The organism is Oceanisphaera arctica (genome assembly GCF_002936955.1).
Classification (GTDB): domain Bacteria; phylum Pseudomonadota; class Gammaproteobacteria; order Enterobacterales; family Aeromonadaceae; genus Oceanimonas; species Oceanimonas arctica.
The window spans coordinates 31,080-49,582 of sequence record NZ_MPZM01000012.1 but is presented as its reverse complement, the minus strand read 5'-3'; the positions used below and the strand labels follow the sequence as shown (position 1 = coordinate 49,582).

Here is an 18,503-nt window from a genome sequence, read left to right as displayed (position 1 = left end):
GTATCCAGCGCCTTCTTTAGCGCTACGATTTCACCTGCCACGAATTAACATAGTCGATGTTTTCCACCCCGTCCGGCAGCTCTGCCACTTCCAGCGGCAGCCGTGAGTCTATCATTACCGCCACTTCGTCGGTTTCGGTGCGGGAGTGCCTGGCGCCGGCGGCGAAGGCCTTGGGGTGAGGGCCGTGAGTAAAGCCGCAGGGATGCAGGGTGATCATGCCCGCTTCTATATTGTCCCGGCTGAAGAAGTTGCCCTGATGATAGAAGATGACCTCATCAAAATCGTCGTTGTTGTGGTAGAAGGGCACCTTGAGCGCACCGGGATCGGACTCGATAGGTCGGGGCACGAAGGTACAGATCACGAAGTCGTTGGCGACGAAGGTGGTGTGCGCCGAGGGCGGCAGGTGGTAACGGTGGCTCATCAAGGGGCGAATGTCGCGCCAGTTGAGCTTGAACACGGTCAGATCGCCGGTCCAGCCTTGGGCGTCCAGCGGATTGAAGGGGAAGCAGATGCGGTTTATCTGCCCCCGAGCCTTGAGCAGCACCTGCCACTCGCCGGGCTGCTCGCTCTGGGCCTTGAAGGCATCGTCCAGGCGTGGGTATTCGAGTATGGCCGGATCGAATACCGCGTGATGGCCGACCAGACCCCGTTCGGCATTCATGTAGGAGCCGTGGGTCGCCTCTATCATCAGCAGGGTAACCGGCTGTTCGATCTCCAGCCGCCAGCTGGTGGCGCGGGGCAGGATAATATAGTCGCCTTCGCTGAAGCTCAGATGACCGTAGTCGCAAAAAAGCCGGCCCTCTCCCCGATGTACGAACAGACATTCGTCGCCGTCGCCGTTACGCACCAGATGATTCATCGACTTGTCACTCTGCCAGAGTCGTACCTTCAGGCTTGCGTTGTGCAGCAGCGGCGTGGCATCCCAGGGGCTGTGTCCGAGTGACGGAAGCTTGTTGGTGTCGAAGGCGCGGGGGCGTAACGGGCCTTCCCAGTCACTCCAACCGGTGGGCGGGTGACTATGGTACATGTGGGTGGCGGGGCCGAAAAAACCTTCCTTGCCGATTTCTCGTTCGAAGGTTCCCGGTGGCATGTCGCAGTGGGCCTGACGTGAGGTGTCGCCTTCACGGATGGGAAACTGGAACCAGTGACGCATGGCATGATTCTCCTTGGATCAAGATGGCGCCGGCGAAGCCCGGGCAGGGCCCGCCAGTCATATCATCAGTCTGGCATCGATCCACAGGCTCTGCCCGGGTCTTCACTATTAGTCCTAGGCGCCTCCCGAGGGAGACCGCCCATGGCCCTTTAGTCCAGCGGCAGTACTATGGCGGTCAGCTTCCAGTCCAGGCCGCGCCGGCTCAACACAAAGTCGGCTTCTCTGCCTTTTTCATCGGTCACGGTCACCACAAATCTATCCAGCGTCTGGTAACCCATGCGGGCGTCCGAGAACAGTTTTTTACGCTCGGCGTCGGACTTGCCGGTATCGGAGTCGTTACTGCCGCCGGTATCGGAAGGCGGGAGCGGGCTGCTTTCGGGAATGCCTGGCGCTGGCGTTTCTCCCCGCATCAGTCGCTCTATGCCGACCGGGGTCATGTAGGTATCTAGCAGACCGTCCACCATCATGTTGGCCAGGCTGGCGCCGAGGGCGGCGAAGGGGTTTTGTTTGTTATCTGCGCCCAGCTCGCGCAACACCCGGCTGTTTAGTTGTTGCTTCAGGCTCAGGCGCACGCTGTCGAATTCCACCTGTTCGGCCAGCGCCGCGCTGTCGCGTTGGTCGACGGCGTCGCTGATCTGGTAGGCGGTTAACCAGGGGGCGGCCACGACGTAGCCGACAGCGCCCAGGATCAGTAATAACAGCACATATTTTGTTTTGCGCACGGACTTAAAACTCCAGGAAACCAATATTCGCGTCAGGCTGCCTGCAACGGGATCTTCAGGCAAGCTGAAATTGGCGGGAAGTCATTTTTAGTCACTTTTTAGCGACAATCAAAGGCGCAAGCGGCGGTAGCGACCATAATTATGACCATGAGGCACACATCAGGGAGCAGCCATTATGTTGGAAGCACACGGCATGTCCGTTGAGATGAGCAAGCAGGATAACCATACCCTGTGGCTCACCATCAAGATTTATGGCGATATCGCCTACGACGACTTCAAGGAGATGGAGCAAGAGCTCGAACAGGCTCTGGTTGGCATGGACAGCCCCAGGATCAAGGCCCTGGTAGACATGATTGACTTCAACGGCTGGGAGGCCCGGGCCCTGTGGGAAGATATTCAGTTTACCCGTAAGCATGGTGATGAGTTCAGCAAGCTGGCGATAGTGGGGGTCGATCTCAGGGAAAAGCTGATGGCCATGGTGGTGGACTGGTTTTTGCTCAGTAGTCAGGTGCAGTATTTCGAGCATCTGCAGGATGCCAGGGCCTGGTTGGAGCAAAACGAGCCCTGAGCGACCCCGTTCGTCGCGGCGCCAAGCGGGCCGTTACATGGCATTTGCTAGGCATGCCGGAGTTAACGGGGCTGGCGCTATTCCACGGCAGTGGGTTCTTTTTTGCGGAGCTTGAGTTCTGGCAAGGAGCTGTCAGAATCGCTGCTTCATCGTCGTTCCTTTATTCAGGGTTTCTTCAAGATGCGCTTTTATCAATCCGGCCTGTCGCTGCTGGCCGCCATGGTTTTGACTGCCTGTTCATCCAACTCCGCAAAGAATGCACCGCCTGCCGGTATTGAAGTAGTGCATGGCCCGACCCAGATTGCCGGTGGTGATGCCCGCGGTGCCGATGATATGACCGTTCGTACTCCGCATTTCACCTTTGCCCTTTCCCGGGGCGGGATTGTGGATCTGGCCATGGTGGAAAATGGTGTCTTTGGCGCGGATCTTGTCGAGTCGGTTGATTTCGTTCCCGGCGAGGGCGAGCTGGCCGTTGAAAAGCTGGAGGTGGTCAAGCATACCCCGGAGCAGCTGGTGATTGAGCTGACGCGTAAATGGAACGGACATCGTCTGCTGAGCCGTTACGAGGTGGACAAAGACTACCCCGGCATCAAGCTCAGCACTAAAATGCTGGATCCGGCAAAGGAAACCCTGTTTGCCGGTTATCGATTGCAGCGTAACGAGCCGGTTAATCCGGACTTACCCAGCTATAACGACATGACGCGCATGGTGCACAGCCACTGGACTGCGGCCCAGCTGCAGAACAGTCTGAACGAATTGTATGAAACCGATGATCTGCGCCGCTCTTCTGCTGCGGTTCAGAATGGTGACTTCACCGCCTGGCTCAGTGCCGGCTCGCTGGGTAATCTGTTGTCTGATAAAGAGATGTACACCACCTCCAGCCCTCAGGCCGAATTGGGGTTATTTGATCTGAAGCCGATGACCGGTAACTTCGAGTCCTATTTGTCGGTAATGCGCCAGCGTTGGAACCGGGGCGAGCGCGTTTACCTGAATGCCGGCCCCCTGCTGAAGGATGCACGGCACAACAGTGGCAAGCTCTACGCTTATACTCCCAAGGGCCGTATTACCGCCGATTTTGCCAGTGCCGCAGCTCGCGGTCACAGCTTCGTCAGCTTTGGTCCCGAGGTTTACCCCATCACCACCAACTTCGGTGGCGAGGCGACACCTTACAGTGAAACCCAGGTTGAATTCCGCTCTGGTGTAGGGCTGGCCAAGGCCGAGGTCTGGCTGGACGGCAAGCAGGTAGCCGGCTGGAAAATTAACGGTGCCAAGTGGTTCAGAACCGGCGTACCGGTGCCGCCCAAGCGCACCTGGATGCAGTGGGTAGTGGAAGACAAGCAGGGCAACCGGGCTTACTCCAACCCCATCTGGATCAAGTAAAGGTCTTCTTCAAGGGCTTCCCATATCGGGAAGCCCTTTTCGATTACCCGTTGCGCCGCATCGGCAGGTGGGCAGCTTGTATAAGGCGCCGACCGGATATGCGGCTATTCTGTAGTAACCATAGAGCACGGTGGGCAAGTCTGGCTACCAATCAGACTTGTTCTTATTAGCACGACCTTACACAAGTAAAATCAATAACTTAGTTTTTGTGGTGTTTGTAAAGCAGCTCACTTGAGGCTATGATCGACGCATTATTCAGAGGGGGAAGATATGAAAGGCGACAAGAAAGTCATTGAGTACCTGAATCAGGTGCTGAGCATAGAGCTCACCTCCATCAATCAGTATTTTCTGCATGCCCGCATGTTCAAGAACTGGGGTCTGCATCAGCTGGACGAGCGCGAATACAAGAAGTCCATCAAAGACATGAAGCAGGCCGACAAGCTGATCGAACGCGTCCTGTTTCTCGAAGGCCTGCCCAACTTGCAGCACCTCAACCGCCTGCGTATCGGTGAAAACACAGAAGAAATGCTGCAATGTGACAAGCAGCAGGTGGAAGAACAGTTACTGGTGCTGAAAGATGCCATCGCCTATTGCGAGTCGGTGCAGGAATACGTGTCTCGCGAGTTGCTCTCTGAAATAGAAGAATACGAAGAAGCCCACCTTGACTGGGTAGATACCCAGCTCGATCTGATCGACAAGATCGGACTCGAAAACTACCAACAGTCGCAAATGTAAGGGGAGCCGAAAATGAAAGGTAATGCAAAGGTGATAGCGGCGCTGAATGAGCTGCTGGGCGGCGAACTGAGCGCCATGGATCAGTATTTTATTCACTCTCGCATGTATGACGACTGGGGATTCAAGAAGCTGTTCGAGCGCATCGATCATGAGTTTGAAGATGAAAAGGGCCATGCATCCAAGCTGATTGAACGCATCCTGTTCCTGGGTGGCACCCCGGATATGGTAACCCGGGTCCCATTGAATATCGGCAAGGACGTGCCGGCCATGCTGCAGAGCGACTTGAACCTGGAATACAAGGTGATCGAGGATCTGCGCAACGTCATGGCCCTGTGCGAACAAGTACGTGACTACCAGACCCGCGACATGCTGCAGGTGCTGCTGGAAGACACCGAAAACGACCATACCCACTGGCTGGAGCAACAGCTGGGCCTGATCAACCGTATTGGTCTGCCCAACTACCTGCAATCGCAAATGTAGTAAGGTTTGCTGGTGAGGTGTTAGATGTGAGGCGTGAGGGGTAACACACACCACAGCTCACGTTTGCTTCCGTTAAAGCCTGACATCGATGCTCGATGTCAGGCTTTTTGGCGCAGAGCGACAGACTCAACGTCCGCCCAGCAGTGAGCCGAGCAGGCCGCGAACCAGGCGACGGCCCAGCTGACTGCCTATGCTGCGCAGGGTACTTTTGGCCACGCTTTCGAGCAGTGAGTCCCGCTGGCGGCCACGCTTCGGCGCCGGTGCTGGCGCCGGTGTGATGGCCGCAGGCTCGGGCACACGGCGGGCGAGCATCTCGAAGGCCGAGTCTCTGTCCAGCAGCGGCTCATAGCGGCCGGCCAGGGGGGGAGGCCTGAAGGTGCGCGGCTCTTTCTTCCGCGCTCAGCGGCCCTATGCGGGATTCGGGAGGGCAGATCAGGGTGATCTCCACCTGGGTGGGGCTGCCCCGTTCATCCAGCACCGACACCAGCGCTTCGCCTACGCCAAGCTGGGTGATAGCGTCTTGAATGTCGAACCCCGTGTTGGCGCGAAAGGTGCGGGCGGCGGCTCTGACCGCCTGTTCATCACGGGGGGTAAAGGCGCGCAGGGCATGTTGCACCCGGTTGCCGAGCTGACCCAGTACGCTGTCGGGAATATCCAGCGGATTCTGGCTGATAAAATAGATACCCACGCCCTTGGAGCGGATCAGTCGCACCAGTTGTTCGATTTTTTCAAGCAACACCTTGGGGGCCGAATCGAACAGCAGGTGGGCCTCATCGAAGAAGAACACCAGCACCGGTTGTTTCGGATCCCCGACTTCCGGCAGGGTTTCGAACAGTTCGCTCAGCAGCCAGAGCAGAAAGGTGGAATACAGCCTGGGTGTCTGCATCAGTCGGGTGGCGTCGAGAATGCTGACCACGCCCTGGCCGGAAAAGTCCTTCTGCATCAAATCACGCAGGTTAAGCGCCGGTTCTCCGAAGAAGCGCTCGGCCCCTTCTTGCTCCAGCACCATCAGCCGCCGTTGGATGGCACCCAGACTGTTGCCGGGCAGGCTGCCGTATTGCTTGCTCAGGGTTTTGGCGTTGTCAGCCACCCAGGTCAGCAGGGCGCGAAGATCCTTGAGATCGAGCAGCAGCAGGCCCTGATCGTCGGCGATGCGAAAGCAGCCGTAGAGAATGCCGGTTTGCGTGTCGTTAAGGTTCATGATGTTGGCCAGCAGCAGCGGGCCCAGCTCCGAGATGGTGGTGCGTACCGGATGACCCCGCTCCCCGAACAGATCCCAGAACAGGGTGGGGACAGCACGCGGCTGATAGTCTTTCAGCCCGAGTTGCTCCAGCCTCTGGGCGACCTTGCCGCCGGGCGTGGCGGGAGCGGCCAGCCCCGACAAATCGCCCTTGATATCGGCCATGAATACCGGAGTGCCGGCGCGAGAAAAGCTCTCGGCCAGGCGTTGCAGGGTGACGGTTTTTCCGGTGCCGGTGGCGCCGGCGATTAGCCCGTGGCGGTTGGCCATGAGTAGGGAAAGCGCTATTGGCTGGTGTTGGTGATTACTGCCGAGATAAAGGAAAGGCGGGGTCATGGCATCGGCTCTTGTGTGGTGCGGATAGACACAAGCTTAGCCGACAGGCTTGAAAAAGATCGGTGTTAAAAAAGCCCGGCGAGTGCCGGGCTGGTATGAGGTTAGTCCAGGGTGTCCAGACTCTTCTGATAGCTATCGAAAGTCTTGGTGACCGAAGCCTTGGGGCCGCCGGTCATCTTGCTGACCAGCACGATGGCGATGGAGGCGAAGATGAAGCCGGGGACGATTTCATAGATGTCGAAGATGCCGCCGGAAATCTGCTTCCAGATAACGACTGTGATGCCACCGATCAGCACGCCGGCCAAGGCGCCGTTACGGTTCATGTTGCGCCAGTACAGGCTGAACAGCAGGGCCGGGCCGAAGGCGGCGCCGAAGCCGGCCCAGGCGTAAGACACCAGACCCAGTACCGTGCTGTCCGGGTTCATCGCCAGCATCAGTGCCACCAGCGACAGGGCGACTACCGCAAAACGACCGATGTTGACCAGACTTTTGGCGCTGGTGTTGGGGAACATCTGCTTGTAAAAATCTTCGGCCAGGGCGGAAGATGACACCAGCAGCTGGGAGTCGGCGGTACTCATGATGGCGGCCAGAATGGCGGCCAGTAGAATGCCGGCGATCACCGGGTGAAACACGGCGTTGACCAGTACCATGAAGATGGTTTCTGCATCGGCCAGCTCGCCACCCATGTTTTTCTGCACATAGAGCAACCCAACCAGCCCGACCATCAGGGCGCCGACCATGGACAGGAAGCTCCAGATTACGGCGATGCGGCGGGCGGTGGTGATGTCTTTATTGGTACGGGTAGCATTGAAGCGGGCCAGAATATGAGGCTGGCCGAAGTAGCCCAGACCCCAGGCAGCCAGCGACACAATGGCGATGACGGACAGGGGCTCGCCATCGATACCGTTCCACAGGGTCAGCAGTTCGGGATTAAGATTGTTCAGATCGGTTTCCAGCTGGCCAAAACCGCCTTCCATCGCCGCTATCGGCACTATCATCAGGGCAGCGGCCATCATCAGACCCTGTACCAGATCGGTCCAGGATACAGCCAGAAAACCGCCGAACATGGTGTAGGACACGATGCAGACGGTACCGAGCACCACGGCAATCTGATAATCCAGACCGAACACGGTTTCAAACAGCTTGCCGCCGGCGACCAGGCCCGAGCTGGTGTAGAACAGGAAGAACAGCAGTATCATCAGGGCGGAGATAATCTGCAGCACCTTGGATTTGTCTTCGAAGCGGCGAGACAGATAGGCCGGTATCGTGATGGCGTTATCCACTTCCAGGGTATAGGTGCGCAGGCGCTTGGCACAGAACATCCAGTTGGCCCAGGTACCCAGCAGCAGACCGCCGGCCAGCCAGAAGGACTCGAAACCGGCGGCATAGGCGAAGCCGGGCAGGCCCAGCAGCAGCCAGCCACTCATGTCCGAGGCGCCGGCGGAAATGGCCGCAGGCCAGGGACCCAGAGAACGACCACCGAGGAAGTAGTCGGCCGAGTTGGAAGTGCGTTTATAGGCGTAGTAGCCAATGGCCATCATGCCAATCAGATATACGAGAAAGGTGCCGGTAATGGCATAGTTGGATTCTATCATTCCCTGTTCCTCCAGGATGGTTTCCTGTTTGCTATCAGGCAGAGCACAACGCGTGGCTGAGCTTGCACAATGCGTGGTTAAAATTTTGTTACTTCACAAGGATAGTAGGGGGAACCGAGGCCGGGATCTTTTGCTTTGCTGCGTTATTTTTCAGGAAAACTCCGCTAGTTCGAGAAAGGTGATCACAAACGCAGGTTTTCCGCAGCAGGTTGCTGTCTTGCGCCCTGTATCTGGCATGACGGACTCTGTTGTCGGGCACAAGTCAGTGATGGAGCCGGCGGTAACGGGCGGGAGAAATGTCCAGTCGGCTGGAGAACACCTGGGTAAACAGACTCTGGCTGGAAAAACCGCAATGCTGGGCGATATAGGCCAGGCTGTGATGGCTGTGGGCCAGCATCTGGCGGGCCTCGATCAACCGCTTTTCCAGCAGGTACTGATAGGGTGACATGCCGGTCTGCTCTTTGAACAGCACATGAAACTGGCTCTCACCCAGAAAGGCGCAGCCTGCCAGTTGTGCCACCGTGATCTTGCGGCCTATATGCTGCTCGATATAGCTGTCGATCACGTCCAGGTTAAGACGCCTTGCCTGAAGGCGGGAGGGAAGCGCCATATGCCGGTGCAGGGCGCACATCAGGGTATGGGCACAGGCCTGCCCCAGCAGTTCGTCATCCGGGTTGTTGTTCATCTCGTTACTCAGCACCGAGACCAGTTGCCGGGCCTGGGGGCTCAGCTGAAAATACCCAGGGTGTTGAAACAGTTCATTGACCCTTTGCTGCTGTGCGCTATCCGCTTCCGGGGCGAGATTGACCACCAGTATGGTATTGCTGCCCAGGCCCCCGAAAGCATGCTTAACATCTGATGATACCAGGCAACCCTGACCCGGCCCCAGCAGATGACCATTGCCTGCTACATCAAATTCTGTCCGGCCATCAAGGCCGATAACGATTTGATTGTAATCATGGTGATGATGTGCCATTTCAGATGGCAACATCATGATTTCAAAAGGATTAAAAAAAGTGGTCATAAGTTTTGTTATTGGTGGTCAAAGTGGTTTTTAGGTCTGCATTAATATTAACATACAGCCGATAGTGCTGGCTGTGACCTGGGCAACTTTACTGAAAGCCAGCAGAAGGAATACTTCAGCAGATTGGACTGATTCCCTGCCGCGGTGCCTTGCTTATCCGCTGGCGGCGGACTTGTGGGGAGGGACTATGTGGAAGGACTATGAGGAGATAGACAAGCCTCTGGGACTCAGGCTCTGGAGTTCAGCTTGCCGCCGCGTCTGTGTGACTGACCATCGGGGCCATACAGGGTTTGACCAGTGGCTTCGTTAAGGAAGTTGAGCATGCGCTGATTATGCTGGAGGCGCTGGCTGATCAGGGTGCCGTTGAGGCTGTTTAGATGAGCTATACGCCGGGTGCTGTCCAGTAGGTCATACCACTGGGGCAGGCAGCCGGCGTCCCTGGCGGCCTGCTCGGCGCCCGCCATATCCTGGCCATAGCCCAGACGCACTTGCGCCTGGCGCCGTTGGTTTTCAAAAGTTTCCAGCTGGGTGAGCAGGGCCTGTTTGTCGGCGGCGAGTCGCGACAGCAGCTCGCCGTCTACCTGTACCTGGCTGAGCGCACCCTGTTCTTCGGTCAGCAACTCGGTCAGCTGCGCCAGACGCTGCTGTTGCTGTGCAAGATGGTGACCCAGACTCATCGGCTCTGATCATCCAGCAGATCGCGTACGCTGTTCAGCAGGCCGTCCGCTATTTTATCGGCACGGATCTCCAGGCGCCCTTCGCTGATTGCCTGACGCAGTTCATTCACCCGGTTCATGTCTATATCCCGGCTGCTGTCCTGCAGTGCCGGGCTCAGGTGTGTAACGACCGCCGGGCCAGCCTTGCTGGCAGCGGCTGCCGGCACGGAGTCCACCTTGCCGTTGGACCTGCCCTGTTCCGGCTGAGCGGCACGGGAGAGTGGCTGATGAAGATCGATTTTCAAGGGAGCTTCCTCTTGATGGGCTTATCGGTAATATCGGCAGCGGGTGTCGCAACTTTAATGCTGTTGGCAGCATAGTCGTTCAGACGGTACCGGTCCAAAGGCTCAGTGGGCATTCACGGCGACCCTGGCCTGTCCCACCACCACGCCATTCAGGATGGTACGCCTGGAAATCCTGACCCGGATCAGTTCGCCCAGACCGCCGGGATCCAGGGCTTTCCCCTCCCGGGTAATCAGGTACCCGACTCCGCCTGCCTCGAGCACTACTTGCTGCCCTCGCTCTACCAGAGGGATTGAGCGCAGTTGATGGCGCTGTATGGCGGTGCCGGCGGCCAGCGGCCGTTTGGTTTGCTGACCAATCACTTCATCTGGGTCAAAGACAGTTTGCCGGGGTAGCCGGCTGAGATCACCCTGTCGGAACTCCAGCATGTGGGCATCGATGCGGCTACCGGCGGCAATGGGCTGGGTCGTCACCAGGTAGCGACCCATGACGCTGATCTCCGCCTGCATATAGCGGACCTGTTCCCCCTGTTCCCCGCAGCGCACACCCACCGAGATACGCCCCCATTGTTGTTGCCCATTGCCGGGCAAAAACGGCTGCGGATACCGGCACTCGGGCAGCCGGGCAGAGGGGGGAAACACCTCGATATTGAGCTCATCACCCAGCTCCTGGCTCTGCTGGTAGAGGAAGGCATGCACGGTTTCCATCAACCCGGGCTGGTTCGCCTGTGCGGGCAAGCCAAGAGCCATCAGCCACAGCAGGACAACCATCAGCCACGGCAGGGCAACCAGGTGCGACAGCAAGCGAGGGTAGAGGGTGTCCCGGGACTCGGAGACAGGCATAGAATGTTTCCCGTGATTGGATAGGTGTCGCAGTGATGGCTCGTATTATAAGGGGCTGGCTCGGCGCCCAAGAACAGAATTGACGGTGAAATACCGGCTTGTTTATGCCTTTATGCTGATAGAAGCGGGGGTATGCTCCAGTCTGACATATTTCCAGCCGCCAACAGGGTCAACAGCATGATCGACAAACTGGAAGGGGCCCTGGGTTTCCATCAGCAGGCCCTGAATCTTCGCCATGAGCGCCAGAAGGTACTGGCCAGCAATATCGCCAACGCCGACACGCCGAATTACAAGGCGCGTGATCTGGACTTTGCCAAGGAATTGTCCCGGGTGACGCAACAGCAGCAACCGGCCCGCCCGGATCTGACCGTGGCGACCACATCGGCACGGCATATCCAGCCCTCGGCTGGTAGCAGTGTGGGCAAGGTGGATCTCCTGTATCGGGTTCCTACCCAGCCGAGCCTGGACGGCAATACCGTTGATATGGACGCGGAGCGAGCCCAGTTTACCGATAATGCGGTGCGCTATCAGGCCAGTCTGGTATTGCTCAACAGCCGGATTCAGAGCCTTAAATCGGCGATGCAGCCGGAATAATCACCACCCGAGCAATTGACAGGAGTAGACCATGTCGATGTTTTCCATCTTTGACATTTCCGGCTCGGCCATGAGTGCCCAGTCTCAGCGTATGAATGTAACGGCCAGCAATCTGGCTAATGCCGATAGCGTGGCAGGCCCGGACGGTCAGGCCTATCGAGCCAAGCAGGTATTGTTTGAAGCTCAGACACAAGGAAGCCAGGGGCTCGGCGGGGTTCGGGTCAGCCAGGTTATTGAGGATCCGACCCCCCTGCGTCAGGAATACAGCCCCGGGCATCCGTTGGCGGACGAGCAGGGTTATATCACCATGCCCAATGTGGAGCCGGTACATGAAATGGTGAATATGATCGGGGCATCACGCTCCTATCAGGCCAACGTCGAGGTGATGAATACCAGCAAACAGTTGATGCTCAAAACCCTGACCCTGGGTGAGGGGTGACCATGGCCGGCACCATAGATAGCGGTGTTATCAACACGCTGAATTCAGGAGCGGCTCAGACGAGCGGCACTCGTGTCAGTGAAGATTTGCAGGGCAGTTTCATGAGCCTGTTGATTACCCAGCTGAAAAATCAGGATCCGCTCAATCCGATGGAAAACTCGGAGATGACCTCTCAGCTGGCGCAGATCAATACCGTCAGCGGCATAGAATCCCTCAATGAAACCCTGCAGAACATTACCGGCCAGATAGATGCCGGCCAGACTCTGCAGGCCACGGCCCTGATAGGCAAAGATGTGCTGGTGCCCGGCAATCGGCTGTTGTTGGGTGAGGACGGGGCCAGCACCCCCTTCGGTATCGAACTCGACAGCCCCGCCGATCAGGTCACTATCAGTATCCTCGATGGTAGTGGCCAGCCGGTGCGCAGCTTTGAACTGGGCAAGATCGCAGCAGGTGTCGAGTCATTTGTCTGGGACGGTACCCTGAATGATGGCACCCAGGCACCGGCCGGTGCTTATCGGTTGTCGGTAACAGCGCTGTCCGAAGGGCAGCCATTGAGTCATACCAGCCTTAATTACGCCCGGGTACTTGGCATCAGTACCGCTGCCGGTGATGGCCCGCGTCTGGATCTGGGTGGTGTTTCCGAGCAGGCTCGTCTGGATGATGTTCGTCAAATACTCTGAGGTTACGATGCGTAACCGATTAATAGATAAGCTTGAAGGAGCGGATAAATGGGTTTTTCTCAGGCGCTCAGCGGCCTAAGAGCGGCGGCGACCAACCTTGAGGTGGTCGGCAACAATATTGCCAATTCGCAGACAGTCGGGTTTAAGGGGGCCAGCGTCCAGTTTTCCGATGTGTACGCGGGTGCCCAGGCCGGCCTGGGCACCCGCGTTGCCGGGGTGCTACAGAACTTTGGCAACGGCAGCCTGGAGTCGACCAACCGCAACCTTGATTTGGCGATCAGCGGTAACGGCTTCTTCCGCTTCGAACAGAACGATCAGATCCTCTATTCCCGCAATGGTCAGCTGACCATGACGGCCGACGGCTACCTGGCCAATGCCCAGGGTGCCCGCTTGACCGGTTATCCGGCCGATACCGGCACCGGCGCCCTGCCCCAACAGATCAAGGTACCCGCAGAAGCCTTGCAGGCCCGCGCCACCTCGGCCATCAAGGCCAGCCTGAACCTGGATACACGCTCAGCGGTTATCGACCGTGACACAGTGCCTTTCGATGCGGCCGATAGCAACAGCTATTCCTACGCCAACAGCTCCACCGTGTTTGATTCTGTGGGTAATGCCCAGATCGTGACCCAGTATTTTACCAAGACGGCGGATAACAAATGGGAGGTGAAACAGGCCCTCGGTGGTGAGGCAGCAGCGGAAACCGGGAGCCTTGCCTTCAACAGTAATGGGACCCTGCAATCGGCCAGCGGAATGGATGCATTTACTTTCACCCTGGGAGGGGGCGCCGATGATTTGAGCCTGTCGTTGGATGTCAGCGGTTCCAGTCAGTTCGGGGGGGGATTCGAACTGAGCTCCCAGGCCCAGGACGGTTTTGCCTCGGGCAGTTTGGTAGGGATAACCATCGATGAACGGGGGCAGGTGCTCGGTAACTATTCCAATGAGCAATCCGTGGTACTGGGCACCATAGCCTTGGCCAATTTTACCAACCCGGAAGGTCTGACCTCTGTCGGTGATAACGCCTGGGTGGAAACCCAGGCTTCAGGCCTGGCTCAAATGGGAGTGGCGGGTATCGGCCAGTTTGGTAGGGTCGAGTCCGGGGTGGTAGAAGCCTCTAATGTCGACCTGACCAGTGAACTGGTCAATCTGATCATTGCCCAGCGTAACTATCAGGCCAATGCCCAGACCATCAAGACCCAGGATGAGGTATTGCAAACCTCGATTAACCTGCGCTAACGGAGGCTGAACCGTGGACGGCATTTTCTATACCGCCATGAGCGGCGCCAAACAGACGCTCGACTCACAGGCGGTGATCAGCAATAACCTGGCCAATGTATCAACGGCGGGATTTCGGGCCGAATTGTCGGCGATGCGGGCGGTACCGGTTCAGGGCGATGCTGCCTTGTCGACCCGGGTATCGGTGGTGGGGTCGACCCCGGGCGCCGACTTCAGCCCCGGCCCCATTACCTCCACTGGACGTGAGCTGGATATTGCCCTCGAAGGTAACGGTTGGCTGGCGGTGCAGGGTGCCGATGGCAACGAGGCTTATACCCGGCGTGGCGATCTGCAGCTGGATGGAAACGGCCTGCTGCTCAGTGGTGGCCTCCCTGTGCTGGGTGCTGGTGGCCCCGTTATCGTGCCGCTCGGTGCCCGGCTGTCGATTGGCAGCGACGGCACCGTGAGTGCCATCGGCACCGGGGAAGATCCGGATGCGCTGGTGCAGGTTGCTCGGCTCAAGCTGGTCTCTCCCGAGCCCGGGCAGCTACTGCGTGGTGTCGACGGCCTGTTTCGTCCGGCTCCCGATGCCAATGGCAATGTACCTGTGCTGGCCCAGGATGAAAACCTGCGGCTGGTATCAGGCTCTCTGGAGGGCAGCAATGTCAGTGCCATTGAGTCAATGGTGGCGATGATCGACAATGCCCGGCGCTACGATATGCAGATGAAGGTGATCACCAGTGCCGATGACAATGCTCAGCGGGCCAACAGCCTGCTGTCGCTCCAGGGATAACGAAGGATGACTCATGATTAAAGCATTATGGACCGCCAAGACCGGCCTGGAATCCCAGCAGGTGCAGATGGACGTGATCGCCAACAACCTGGCCAACGTCAATACCAATGGCTTCAAACGTTCCCGGGCGGTGTTCGAAGACCTGCTCTATCAGAACATGCGTCAGCCGGGCGCCATGAACAATGAACAGAATACGCTGCCCTCGGGTATGCAGATCGGCACAGGGGTGCGGCCGGTGGCCACCGAACGGTTGCATAATCAGGGGAGTCTGGTCAGCACCGAAAACTCCCGGGATCTGGCGATCAACGGCGCGGGCATGTTCAAGGTAGTGATGCCCGATGGTAACCTCGCCTATACCCGGGATGGCAGTTTTCAGCTCGATCAGAACGGTCAGATGGTCAATGCCAACGGTTACCCGATGGAGCCGGCGGTGATCTTGCCCGACAACGCCCTGTCGGTGACCATAGGAGAAGATGGCACTGTCTCCGTGACCCAGCCCGGTACCGCCCAAAGCCTGCAAGTGGGGCAGATCAGCCTGGCGACCTTCGTCAATCCCACCGGGCTGGAAAGCATAGGCGGCAACCTCTACCTGGAAACCACCGCCTCGGGGCCGGCTAATGAGAGCATACCGGGCATGAATGGGGCCGGCCGTCTCTATCAGGGGCAGGTAGAAACCTCCAATGTCAATGTGGTGGAGGAAATGGTCAATATGATCCAGACCCAGCGGGCCTATGAAATCAACAGCAAGGCGGTCAAAACCAGCGATGAGATGCTGGCTCGCCTGACCCAGCTGTAACAGGAACAATACGCATGAGATGGCAGGAAAGATATATGGGCAAGGTCTGGCTATCAGGCCTGGTCGTGCTGTTGCTGAACGGCTGTGCCCAGCTGCCGCGTTCTTCGGTGGTGGGGGAGCAGGAACAGATGTCCATCCCCGAATCTCCGCCCCCCAGGCACAATGGTGCCATCTTTCAGGCCCATCGCGGCTATCAGCCGTTGTTTGAAGACCGGCGCCCACGCATGGCGGGGGAGATCCTCACCATAGTGCTCGACGAGCAGGTCAGTGCCAGCAAGACCTCGGCTTCCAATGCCAACCGGGGTGGTTCGGCCAGCCTGGGACTCACCGAGTTGCCGGATGCGCTGGCCACATTGGCGGAATATGGTTTCGATCTGTCCGGGAACAACGATTTTTCCGGGGGCGGAGGCTCCCAGGCGAATAACTCCTTCACCGGCACCATCACGGTCTCGGTGCTGGAGGTGATGAATAACGGCAATCTGCGGGTGCGCGGAGAAAAGCAGATCGCCATCAACCAGGGAATCGAGTTCATCCGCTTCTCCGGGGTGGTCAACCCCCGCACCATTACCGGTCAGAATACGGTGGTGTCTACTCAGGTGGCCGATGCGCGCATCGAGTATGTGGGTGAGGGCTATATCAACGAGGCGCAGCATATGGGCTGGTTGCAGCGCTTCTTCCTCAATGTGTCTCCTTTCTGAGTTGTGGTTATTATGCTGTTCTCAATGTTACGCCGGTCAGTGACTCTCCCATTCTCGCGCCTCTCCGGGACCAGGACAGTCCGGGAAGTTATTGGCATCGGCCTGCTTGCCCTGCTCTGGCTGGCGCCCACTCAGTCGGTCCGGGCCGAGCAGCTGCGTGAACTGGCCACCTTCGCCGGGGTGCGTGACAATCCTCTGGTGGGTTATGGCCTGGTGGTCGGCCTTGACGGCTCTGGCGACCAGACCATGCAGGCGCCCTTTACCGGTCAGAGCCTGACCAACATGCTGTCCCAGCTGGGCATTACGGTGCCGTCGGGTACCAATATGCAGCTGCGCAATGTGGCGGGGGTGATGGTGACCGCCAACCTGCCGCCATTTTCCCGACCGGGGCAGCGGCTTGATGTGGTGGTCTCATCCATCGGCAACGCCCGCAGCTTGCGCGGCGGTACTCTGCTGATGACCCCGCTCAAGGGTGCAGACGGCGATACCTATGCCATGGCTCAGGGCAACCTGCTGGTGGGGGGCGCCGGCGCCGAGTCTGGGGGCAGCAGCGTACAGATAAACCAGCAGGCCGGCGGCCGCATCAGCGGCGGCGCCATCGTGGAGCGGGAGGTTCCGTTGCAGCTGGGCGGTGCGACCGGTGAGATGGAGCTGCAGCTCAAGGAGGCGGATTTCGGCACCGTCGAACGGGTGGTGACCGCCATAAACCAGTCCTTCGGCAGCCAGGTAGCCAGTGCCCTCGACGGCCGGGTGATCCGCTTGCGTGGCCCTTTGAATGCGAACGAGCGGGTACGCTTTATCGCACGGATAGAGAGCCTGCAGGTCGAGCCGCTAGCGGCCCCGGCCAGGGTGGTGATCAACTCCCGCACCGGCTCTGTGGTGCTTAATGGCGCCGTGACCCTGCACAGGGCCGCCGTCGCCCACGGTAACTTGTCCATTGTGATCGATACTCAGTACCAGGTCAGCCAGCCGGCGCCTTTCAGCCAGGGTGAGACCACGGTAGTGCCCGACAGCAATATTTCCGTGCAGCAGGAGGAGGGCGCCTTGCATGTGGTGGAAGGCGCGGATTTGCTGGCGGTGGTCAATGCCCTCAATGCCCTGGGAGCGACCCCGGCGGATCTGATGTCGATTCTCGAAGCACTCAAGGCGGCGGGTTCCCTGCGCGCCGAGCTGGAGATCATCTGATGAGCGGCTCTGGCGTAAACTCCCACTTTTCCCTCGATATGCAGGGCTTGCAGCGGCTCAAACAGAGTGCAGGGCGGGATCCCGAGCTGGGGTTGGAGCAGGCGACCCGGCAGTTCGAGGCGCTGTTTGTGCAGATGATGATGAAAAGCATGCGCGATGCGGTGCCTGATTCCGGGTTGACCGAAGGTAATCAGCGGCAGTTCTATACTTCGTTGCTTGATCAACAGCTTTCCCAGGATGTGGCCGGCCGTGGCATCGGCCTGGCCGAGCAGCTGTTACGGCAATTGGGCCCCCGAATGCAGGGGGGGGCAGCAGACAGTGGCAATCAGGCAGAAGCCTTGATTGCCGGTATCCCCAGAGGCCAGCCCCGGGTCCTGACCGGTAGCCTGGCTGCAGTGCAGCCCATGGCCGAGCCCAAGGCAGCCAGCGAACCAGTGCCTGCCAGGAATGCGGTCATCACCGAATCACCGAATCTTTCGTCATCGGATAACAAACGGAATATTCCGGCCCATGTTCAGACGTTTGTGGAACGGCTCGAGGCCCCCGCGCTTGCCGCCAGCCGGGCCAGTGGGGTGCCGGCCGAGTTGATCCTGGCCCAGGCGGCGCTGGAAACCGGCTGGGGACGGTACGAGATCGCCACCCCGGATGGCGGCAACAGCCATAACCTGTTCGGCATCAAGGCGGGTGGCCACTGGCAGGGCAAGACTACAGAGGTCGGCACCCATGAATATGTGCGAGGGGAGCGGGTGGCGGTCAGCGACAGTTTTCGGGTCTATGACTCCTTTGAGCAGGCGTTTACCGATTATGCCCGGCTGATCGGCGACAACCCGCGCTATGCGGGTGTGGTGGCGGCACCGGATGCCCAACAGGCGGCCAAGGCCCTGCAGGCAGGCGGCTATGCCACGGATCCCGGTTATGCCGACAAGCTGGTGGCGGTGATGAAACTGATGGGCCCCGTGAGCGAAGAGCTTCAGCTGGCTCAAGCTGACTCACTCCCCGGAGGGGGGAGGCTGGACCAGATATTTTGATCCTGGTGGATTCGTCTCAAGGATCCGGGCTCACTGCCGATAAC

At 58.6% G+C, this 18,503-nt stretch carries 20 protein-coding genes and 1 pseudogene; 13 read left to right on the top strand and 8 right to left on the bottom strand.

Going from position 1 to position 18,503, the window contains the following annotated elements:
- Nucleotides 1–22: 22 nt before the first annotated feature.
- Both UN63_RS07595 and UN63_RS07590 read right to left on the bottom strand, forming a co-directional pair.
- Entirely contained in the window at nucleotides 23–1,153 is a 1,131-nt protein-coding gene (locus UN63_RS07595; RefSeq protein ID WP_104486172.1) for a homogentisate 1,2-dioxygenase, read from the bottom strand.
- Nucleotides 1,154–1,302: 149 nt separating this feature from the next.
- Nucleotides 1,303–1,875 (bottom strand): DUF2939 domain-containing protein, encoded by a 573-nt coding sequence (locus UN63_RS07590; protein WP_181068202.1) that lies wholly within the window; start codon nucleotides 1,873–1,875, stop codon nucleotides 1,303–1,305.
- A 175-nt stretch (nucleotides 1,876–2,050) separates the two neighbouring features.
- On the opposite strand from UN63_RS07590, the gene UN63_RS07585 reads away from it, so the two are divergent.
- The 4 genes from UN63_RS07585 (at nucleotide 2,051) to bfr (UN63_RS07570) (ending at nucleotide 5,038) form a co-directional block, all read left to right on the top strand.
- Nucleotides 2,051–2,443, top strand: a complete 393-nt coding sequence (locus UN63_RS07585) for a SpoIIAA family protein (RefSeq protein WP_104486170.1) — start codon at nucleotides 2,051–2,053, stop codon at nucleotides 2,441–2,443.
- Between the two features lie 180 nt (nucleotides 2,444–2,623).
- Complete coding sequence (locus UN63_RS07580; protein ID WP_104486218.1) at nucleotides 2,624–3,823, top strand: CehA/McbA family metallohydrolase domain-containing protein; 1,200 nt, start codon at nucleotides 2,624–2,626, stop codon at nucleotides 3,821–3,823.
- Nucleotides 3,824–4,093: 270 nt separating this feature from the next.
- Nucleotides 4,094–4,558 (top strand): bacterioferritin, encoded by a 465-nt coding sequence (bfr, locus tag UN63_RS07575; protein ID WP_104486169.1) that lies wholly within the window; start codon nucleotides 4,094–4,096, stop codon nucleotides 4,556–4,558.
- A gap of 12 nt (nucleotides 4,559–4,570) precedes the next feature.
- Nucleotides 4,571–5,038 carry a bacterioferritin gene (gene bfr, locus UN63_RS07570; protein WP_104486168.1) on the top strand — a complete coding sequence of 156 codons (468 nt, stop codon included), beginning with the start codon at nucleotides 4,571–4,573 and terminating at the stop codon, nucleotides 5,036–5,038.
- Nucleotides 5,039–5,164: 126 nt separating this feature from the next.
- Here bfr (UN63_RS07570) and UN63_RS07565 read toward each other — a convergent pair.
- From UN63_RS07565 to flgA, 6 genes and pseudogenes are all read right to left on the bottom strand, one after another.
- A pseudogene (locus tag UN63_RS07565) lies at nucleotides 5,165–6,614 on the bottom strand (helicase HerA-like domain-containing protein).
- 101 nt (nucleotides 6,615–6,715) lie between these two features.
- Nucleotides 6,716–8,209, bottom strand: coding sequence for a sodium/proline symporter PutP (gene putP, locus UN63_RS07560; protein WP_104486167.1), 1,494 nt, complete (start codon nucleotides 8,207–8,209; stop codon nucleotides 6,716–6,718).
- A gap of 262 nt (nucleotides 8,210–8,471) precedes the next feature.
- Nucleotides 8,472–9,203 carry a helix-turn-helix domain-containing protein gene (locus UN63_RS07555; protein ID WP_219821090.1) on the bottom strand — a complete coding sequence of 244 codons (732 nt, stop codon included), beginning with the start codon at nucleotides 9,201–9,203 and terminating at the stop codon, nucleotides 8,472–8,474.
- A 257-nt stretch (nucleotides 9,204–9,460) separates the two neighbouring features.
- A complete protein-coding gene (locus UN63_RS07550) occupies nucleotides 9,461–9,910 on the bottom strand; it encodes a flagella synthesis protein FlgN (protein WP_104486165.1) in 450 nt (149 codons plus the stop codon).
- Complete coding sequence (gene flgM, locus UN63_RS07545; RefSeq protein ID WP_104486164.1) at nucleotides 9,907–10,194, bottom strand: flagellar biosynthesis anti-sigma factor FlgM; 288 nt, start codon at nucleotides 10,192–10,194, stop codon at nucleotides 9,907–9,909. The genes UN63_RS07550 and flgM overlap by 4 nt, the downstream gene beginning before the upstream one ends.
- A gap of 102 nt (nucleotides 10,195–10,296) precedes the next feature.
- Nucleotides 10,297–11,034, bottom strand: a complete 738-nt coding sequence (gene flgA, locus UN63_RS07540) for a flagellar basal body P-ring formation chaperone FlgA (protein ID WP_104486163.1) — start codon at nucleotides 11,032–11,034, stop codon at nucleotides 10,297–10,299.
- A 177-nt stretch (nucleotides 11,035–11,211) separates the two neighbouring features.
- Here flgA and flgB point away from each other — a divergent pair, with 177 nt between their 5' ends.
- From flgB to flgJ, 9 genes are read left to right on the top strand one after another with little or no spacing between them, the layout of a single operon-like run.
- Entirely contained in the window at nucleotides 11,212–11,628 is a 417-nt protein-coding gene (gene flgB / locus UN63_RS07535; protein ID WP_104486217.1) for a flagellar basal body rod protein FlgB, read from the top strand.
- A 31-nt stretch (nucleotides 11,629–11,659) separates the two neighbouring features.
- Nucleotides 11,660–12,067: a flagellar basal body rod protein FlgC gene (gene flgC / locus UN63_RS07530; RefSeq protein ID WP_104486162.1), complete on the top strand. Its 408-nt coding sequence runs from the start codon at nucleotides 11,660–11,662 to the stop codon at nucleotides 12,065–12,067.
- A gap of 2 nt (nucleotides 12,068–12,069) precedes the next feature.
- Complete coding sequence (locus tag UN63_RS07525; RefSeq protein WP_104486161.1) at nucleotides 12,070–12,747, top strand: flagellar hook assembly protein FlgD; 678 nt, start codon at nucleotides 12,070–12,072, stop codon at nucleotides 12,745–12,747.
- 48 nt (nucleotides 12,748–12,795) lie between these two features.
- A complete protein-coding gene (flgE, locus tag UN63_RS07520; protein WP_104486160.1) occupies nucleotides 12,796–13,980 on the top strand; it encodes a flagellar hook protein FlgE in 1,185 nt (394 codons plus the stop codon).
- 13 nt (nucleotides 13,981–13,993) lie between these two features.
- Nucleotides 13,994–14,752: a flagellar basal body rod protein FlgF gene (locus tag UN63_RS07515; protein WP_104486159.1), complete on the top strand. Its 759-nt coding sequence runs from the start codon at nucleotides 13,994–13,996 to the stop codon at nucleotides 14,750–14,752.
- Nucleotides 14,753–14,765: 13 nt separating this feature from the next.
- The gene (flgG, locus tag UN63_RS07510) at nucleotides 14,766–15,548 is read left to right on the top strand and encodes a flagellar basal-body rod protein FlgG (protein WP_104486158.1); all 783 of its coding nucleotides are present in this window, start codon (nucleotides 14,766–14,768) and stop codon (nucleotides 15,546–15,548) included.
- A gap of 35 nt (nucleotides 15,549–15,583) precedes the next feature.
- The gene (locus UN63_RS07505) at nucleotides 15,584–16,246 is read left to right on the top strand and encodes a flagellar basal body L-ring protein FlgH (RefSeq protein WP_229793438.1); all 663 of its coding nucleotides are present in this window, start codon (nucleotides 15,584–15,586) and stop codon (nucleotides 16,244–16,246) included.
- Between the two features lie 39 nt (nucleotides 16,247–16,285).
- Nucleotides 16,286–17,431: a flagellar basal body P-ring protein FlgI gene (locus tag UN63_RS07500; RefSeq protein WP_280530383.1), complete on the top strand. Its 1,146-nt coding sequence runs from the start codon at nucleotides 16,286–16,288 to the stop codon at nucleotides 17,429–17,431.
- Nucleotides 17,431–18,459, top strand: a complete 1,029-nt coding sequence (gene flgJ, locus UN63_RS07495; RefSeq protein ID WP_104486156.1) for a flagellar assembly peptidoglycan hydrolase FlgJ — start codon at nucleotides 17,431–17,433, stop codon at nucleotides 18,457–18,459. The genes UN63_RS07500 and flgJ overlap by 1 nt, the downstream gene beginning before the upstream one ends.
- The last annotated feature ends 44 nt before the right edge of the window (nucleotides 18,460–18,503 follow it).

What these genes read in the sequence shown, in the direction of transcription:
- flgC (WP_104486162.1), top strand. Translation starts at nt 11,660, where the DNA reads ATGTCGATGTTTTCCATCTTTGACATTTCCGGCTCGGCCATGAGTGCC.
- UN63_RS07585 (WP_104486170.1), top strand. Translation starts at nt 2,051, where the DNA reads ATGTTGGAAGCACACGGCATGTCCGTTGAGATGAGCAAGCAGGATAAC.
- flgJ (WP_104486156.1), top strand. Translation starts at nt 17,431, where the DNA reads ATGAGCGGCTCTGGCGTAAACTCCCACTTTTCCCTCGATATGCAGGGC.
- UN63_RS07550 (WP_104486165.1), bottom strand. Translation starts at nt 9,910, where the DNA reads ATGAGTCTGGGTCACCATCTTGCACAGCAACAGCAGCGTCTGGCGCAG.
- flgA (WP_104486163.1), bottom strand. Translation starts at nt 11,034, where the DNA reads ATGCCTGTCTCCGAGTCCCGGGACACCCTCTACCCTCGCTTGCTGTCG.
- bfr (WP_104486169.1), top strand. Translation starts at nt 4,094, where the DNA reads ATGAAAGGCGACAAGAAAGTCATTGAGTACCTGAATCAGGTGCTGAGC.
- putP (WP_104486167.1), bottom strand. Translation starts at nt 8,209, where the DNA reads ATGATAGAATCCAACTATGCCATTACCGGCACCTTTCTCGTATATCTG.
- UN63_RS07555 (WP_219821090.1), bottom strand. Translation starts at nt 9,203, where the DNA reads ATGATGTTGCCATCTGAAATGGCACATCATCACCATGATTACAATCAA.
- UN63_RS07595 (WP_104486172.1), bottom strand. Translation starts at nt 1,153, where the DNA reads ATGCGTCACTGGTTCCAGTTTCCCATCCGTGAAGGCGACACCTCACGT.
- UN63_RS07525 (WP_104486161.1), top strand. Translation starts at nt 12,070, where the DNA reads ATGGCCGGCACCATAGATAGCGGTGTTATCAACACGCTGAATTCAGGA.
- bfr (WP_104486168.1), top strand. Translation starts at nt 4,571, where the DNA reads ATGAAAGGTAATGCAAAGGTGATAGCGGCGCTGAATGAGCTGCTGGGC.
- flgB (WP_104486217.1), top strand. Translation starts at nt 11,212, where the DNA reads ATGATCGACAAACTGGAAGGGGCCCTGGGTTTCCATCAGCAGGCCCTG.
- flgE (WP_104486160.1), top strand. Translation starts at nt 12,796, where the DNA reads ATGGGTTTTTCTCAGGCGCTCAGCGGCCTAAGAGCGGCGGCGACCAAC.
- flgG (WP_104486158.1), top strand. Translation starts at nt 14,766, where the DNA reads ATGATTAAAGCATTATGGACCGCCAAGACCGGCCTGGAATCCCAGCAG.
- UN63_RS07505 (WP_229793438.1), top strand. Translation starts at nt 15,584, where the DNA reads ATGGGCAAGGTCTGGCTATCAGGCCTGGTCGTGCTGTTGCTGAACGGC.
- UN63_RS07580 (WP_104486218.1), top strand. Translation starts at nt 2,624, where the DNA reads ATGCGCTTTTATCAATCCGGCCTGTCGCTGCTGGCCGCCATGGTTTTG.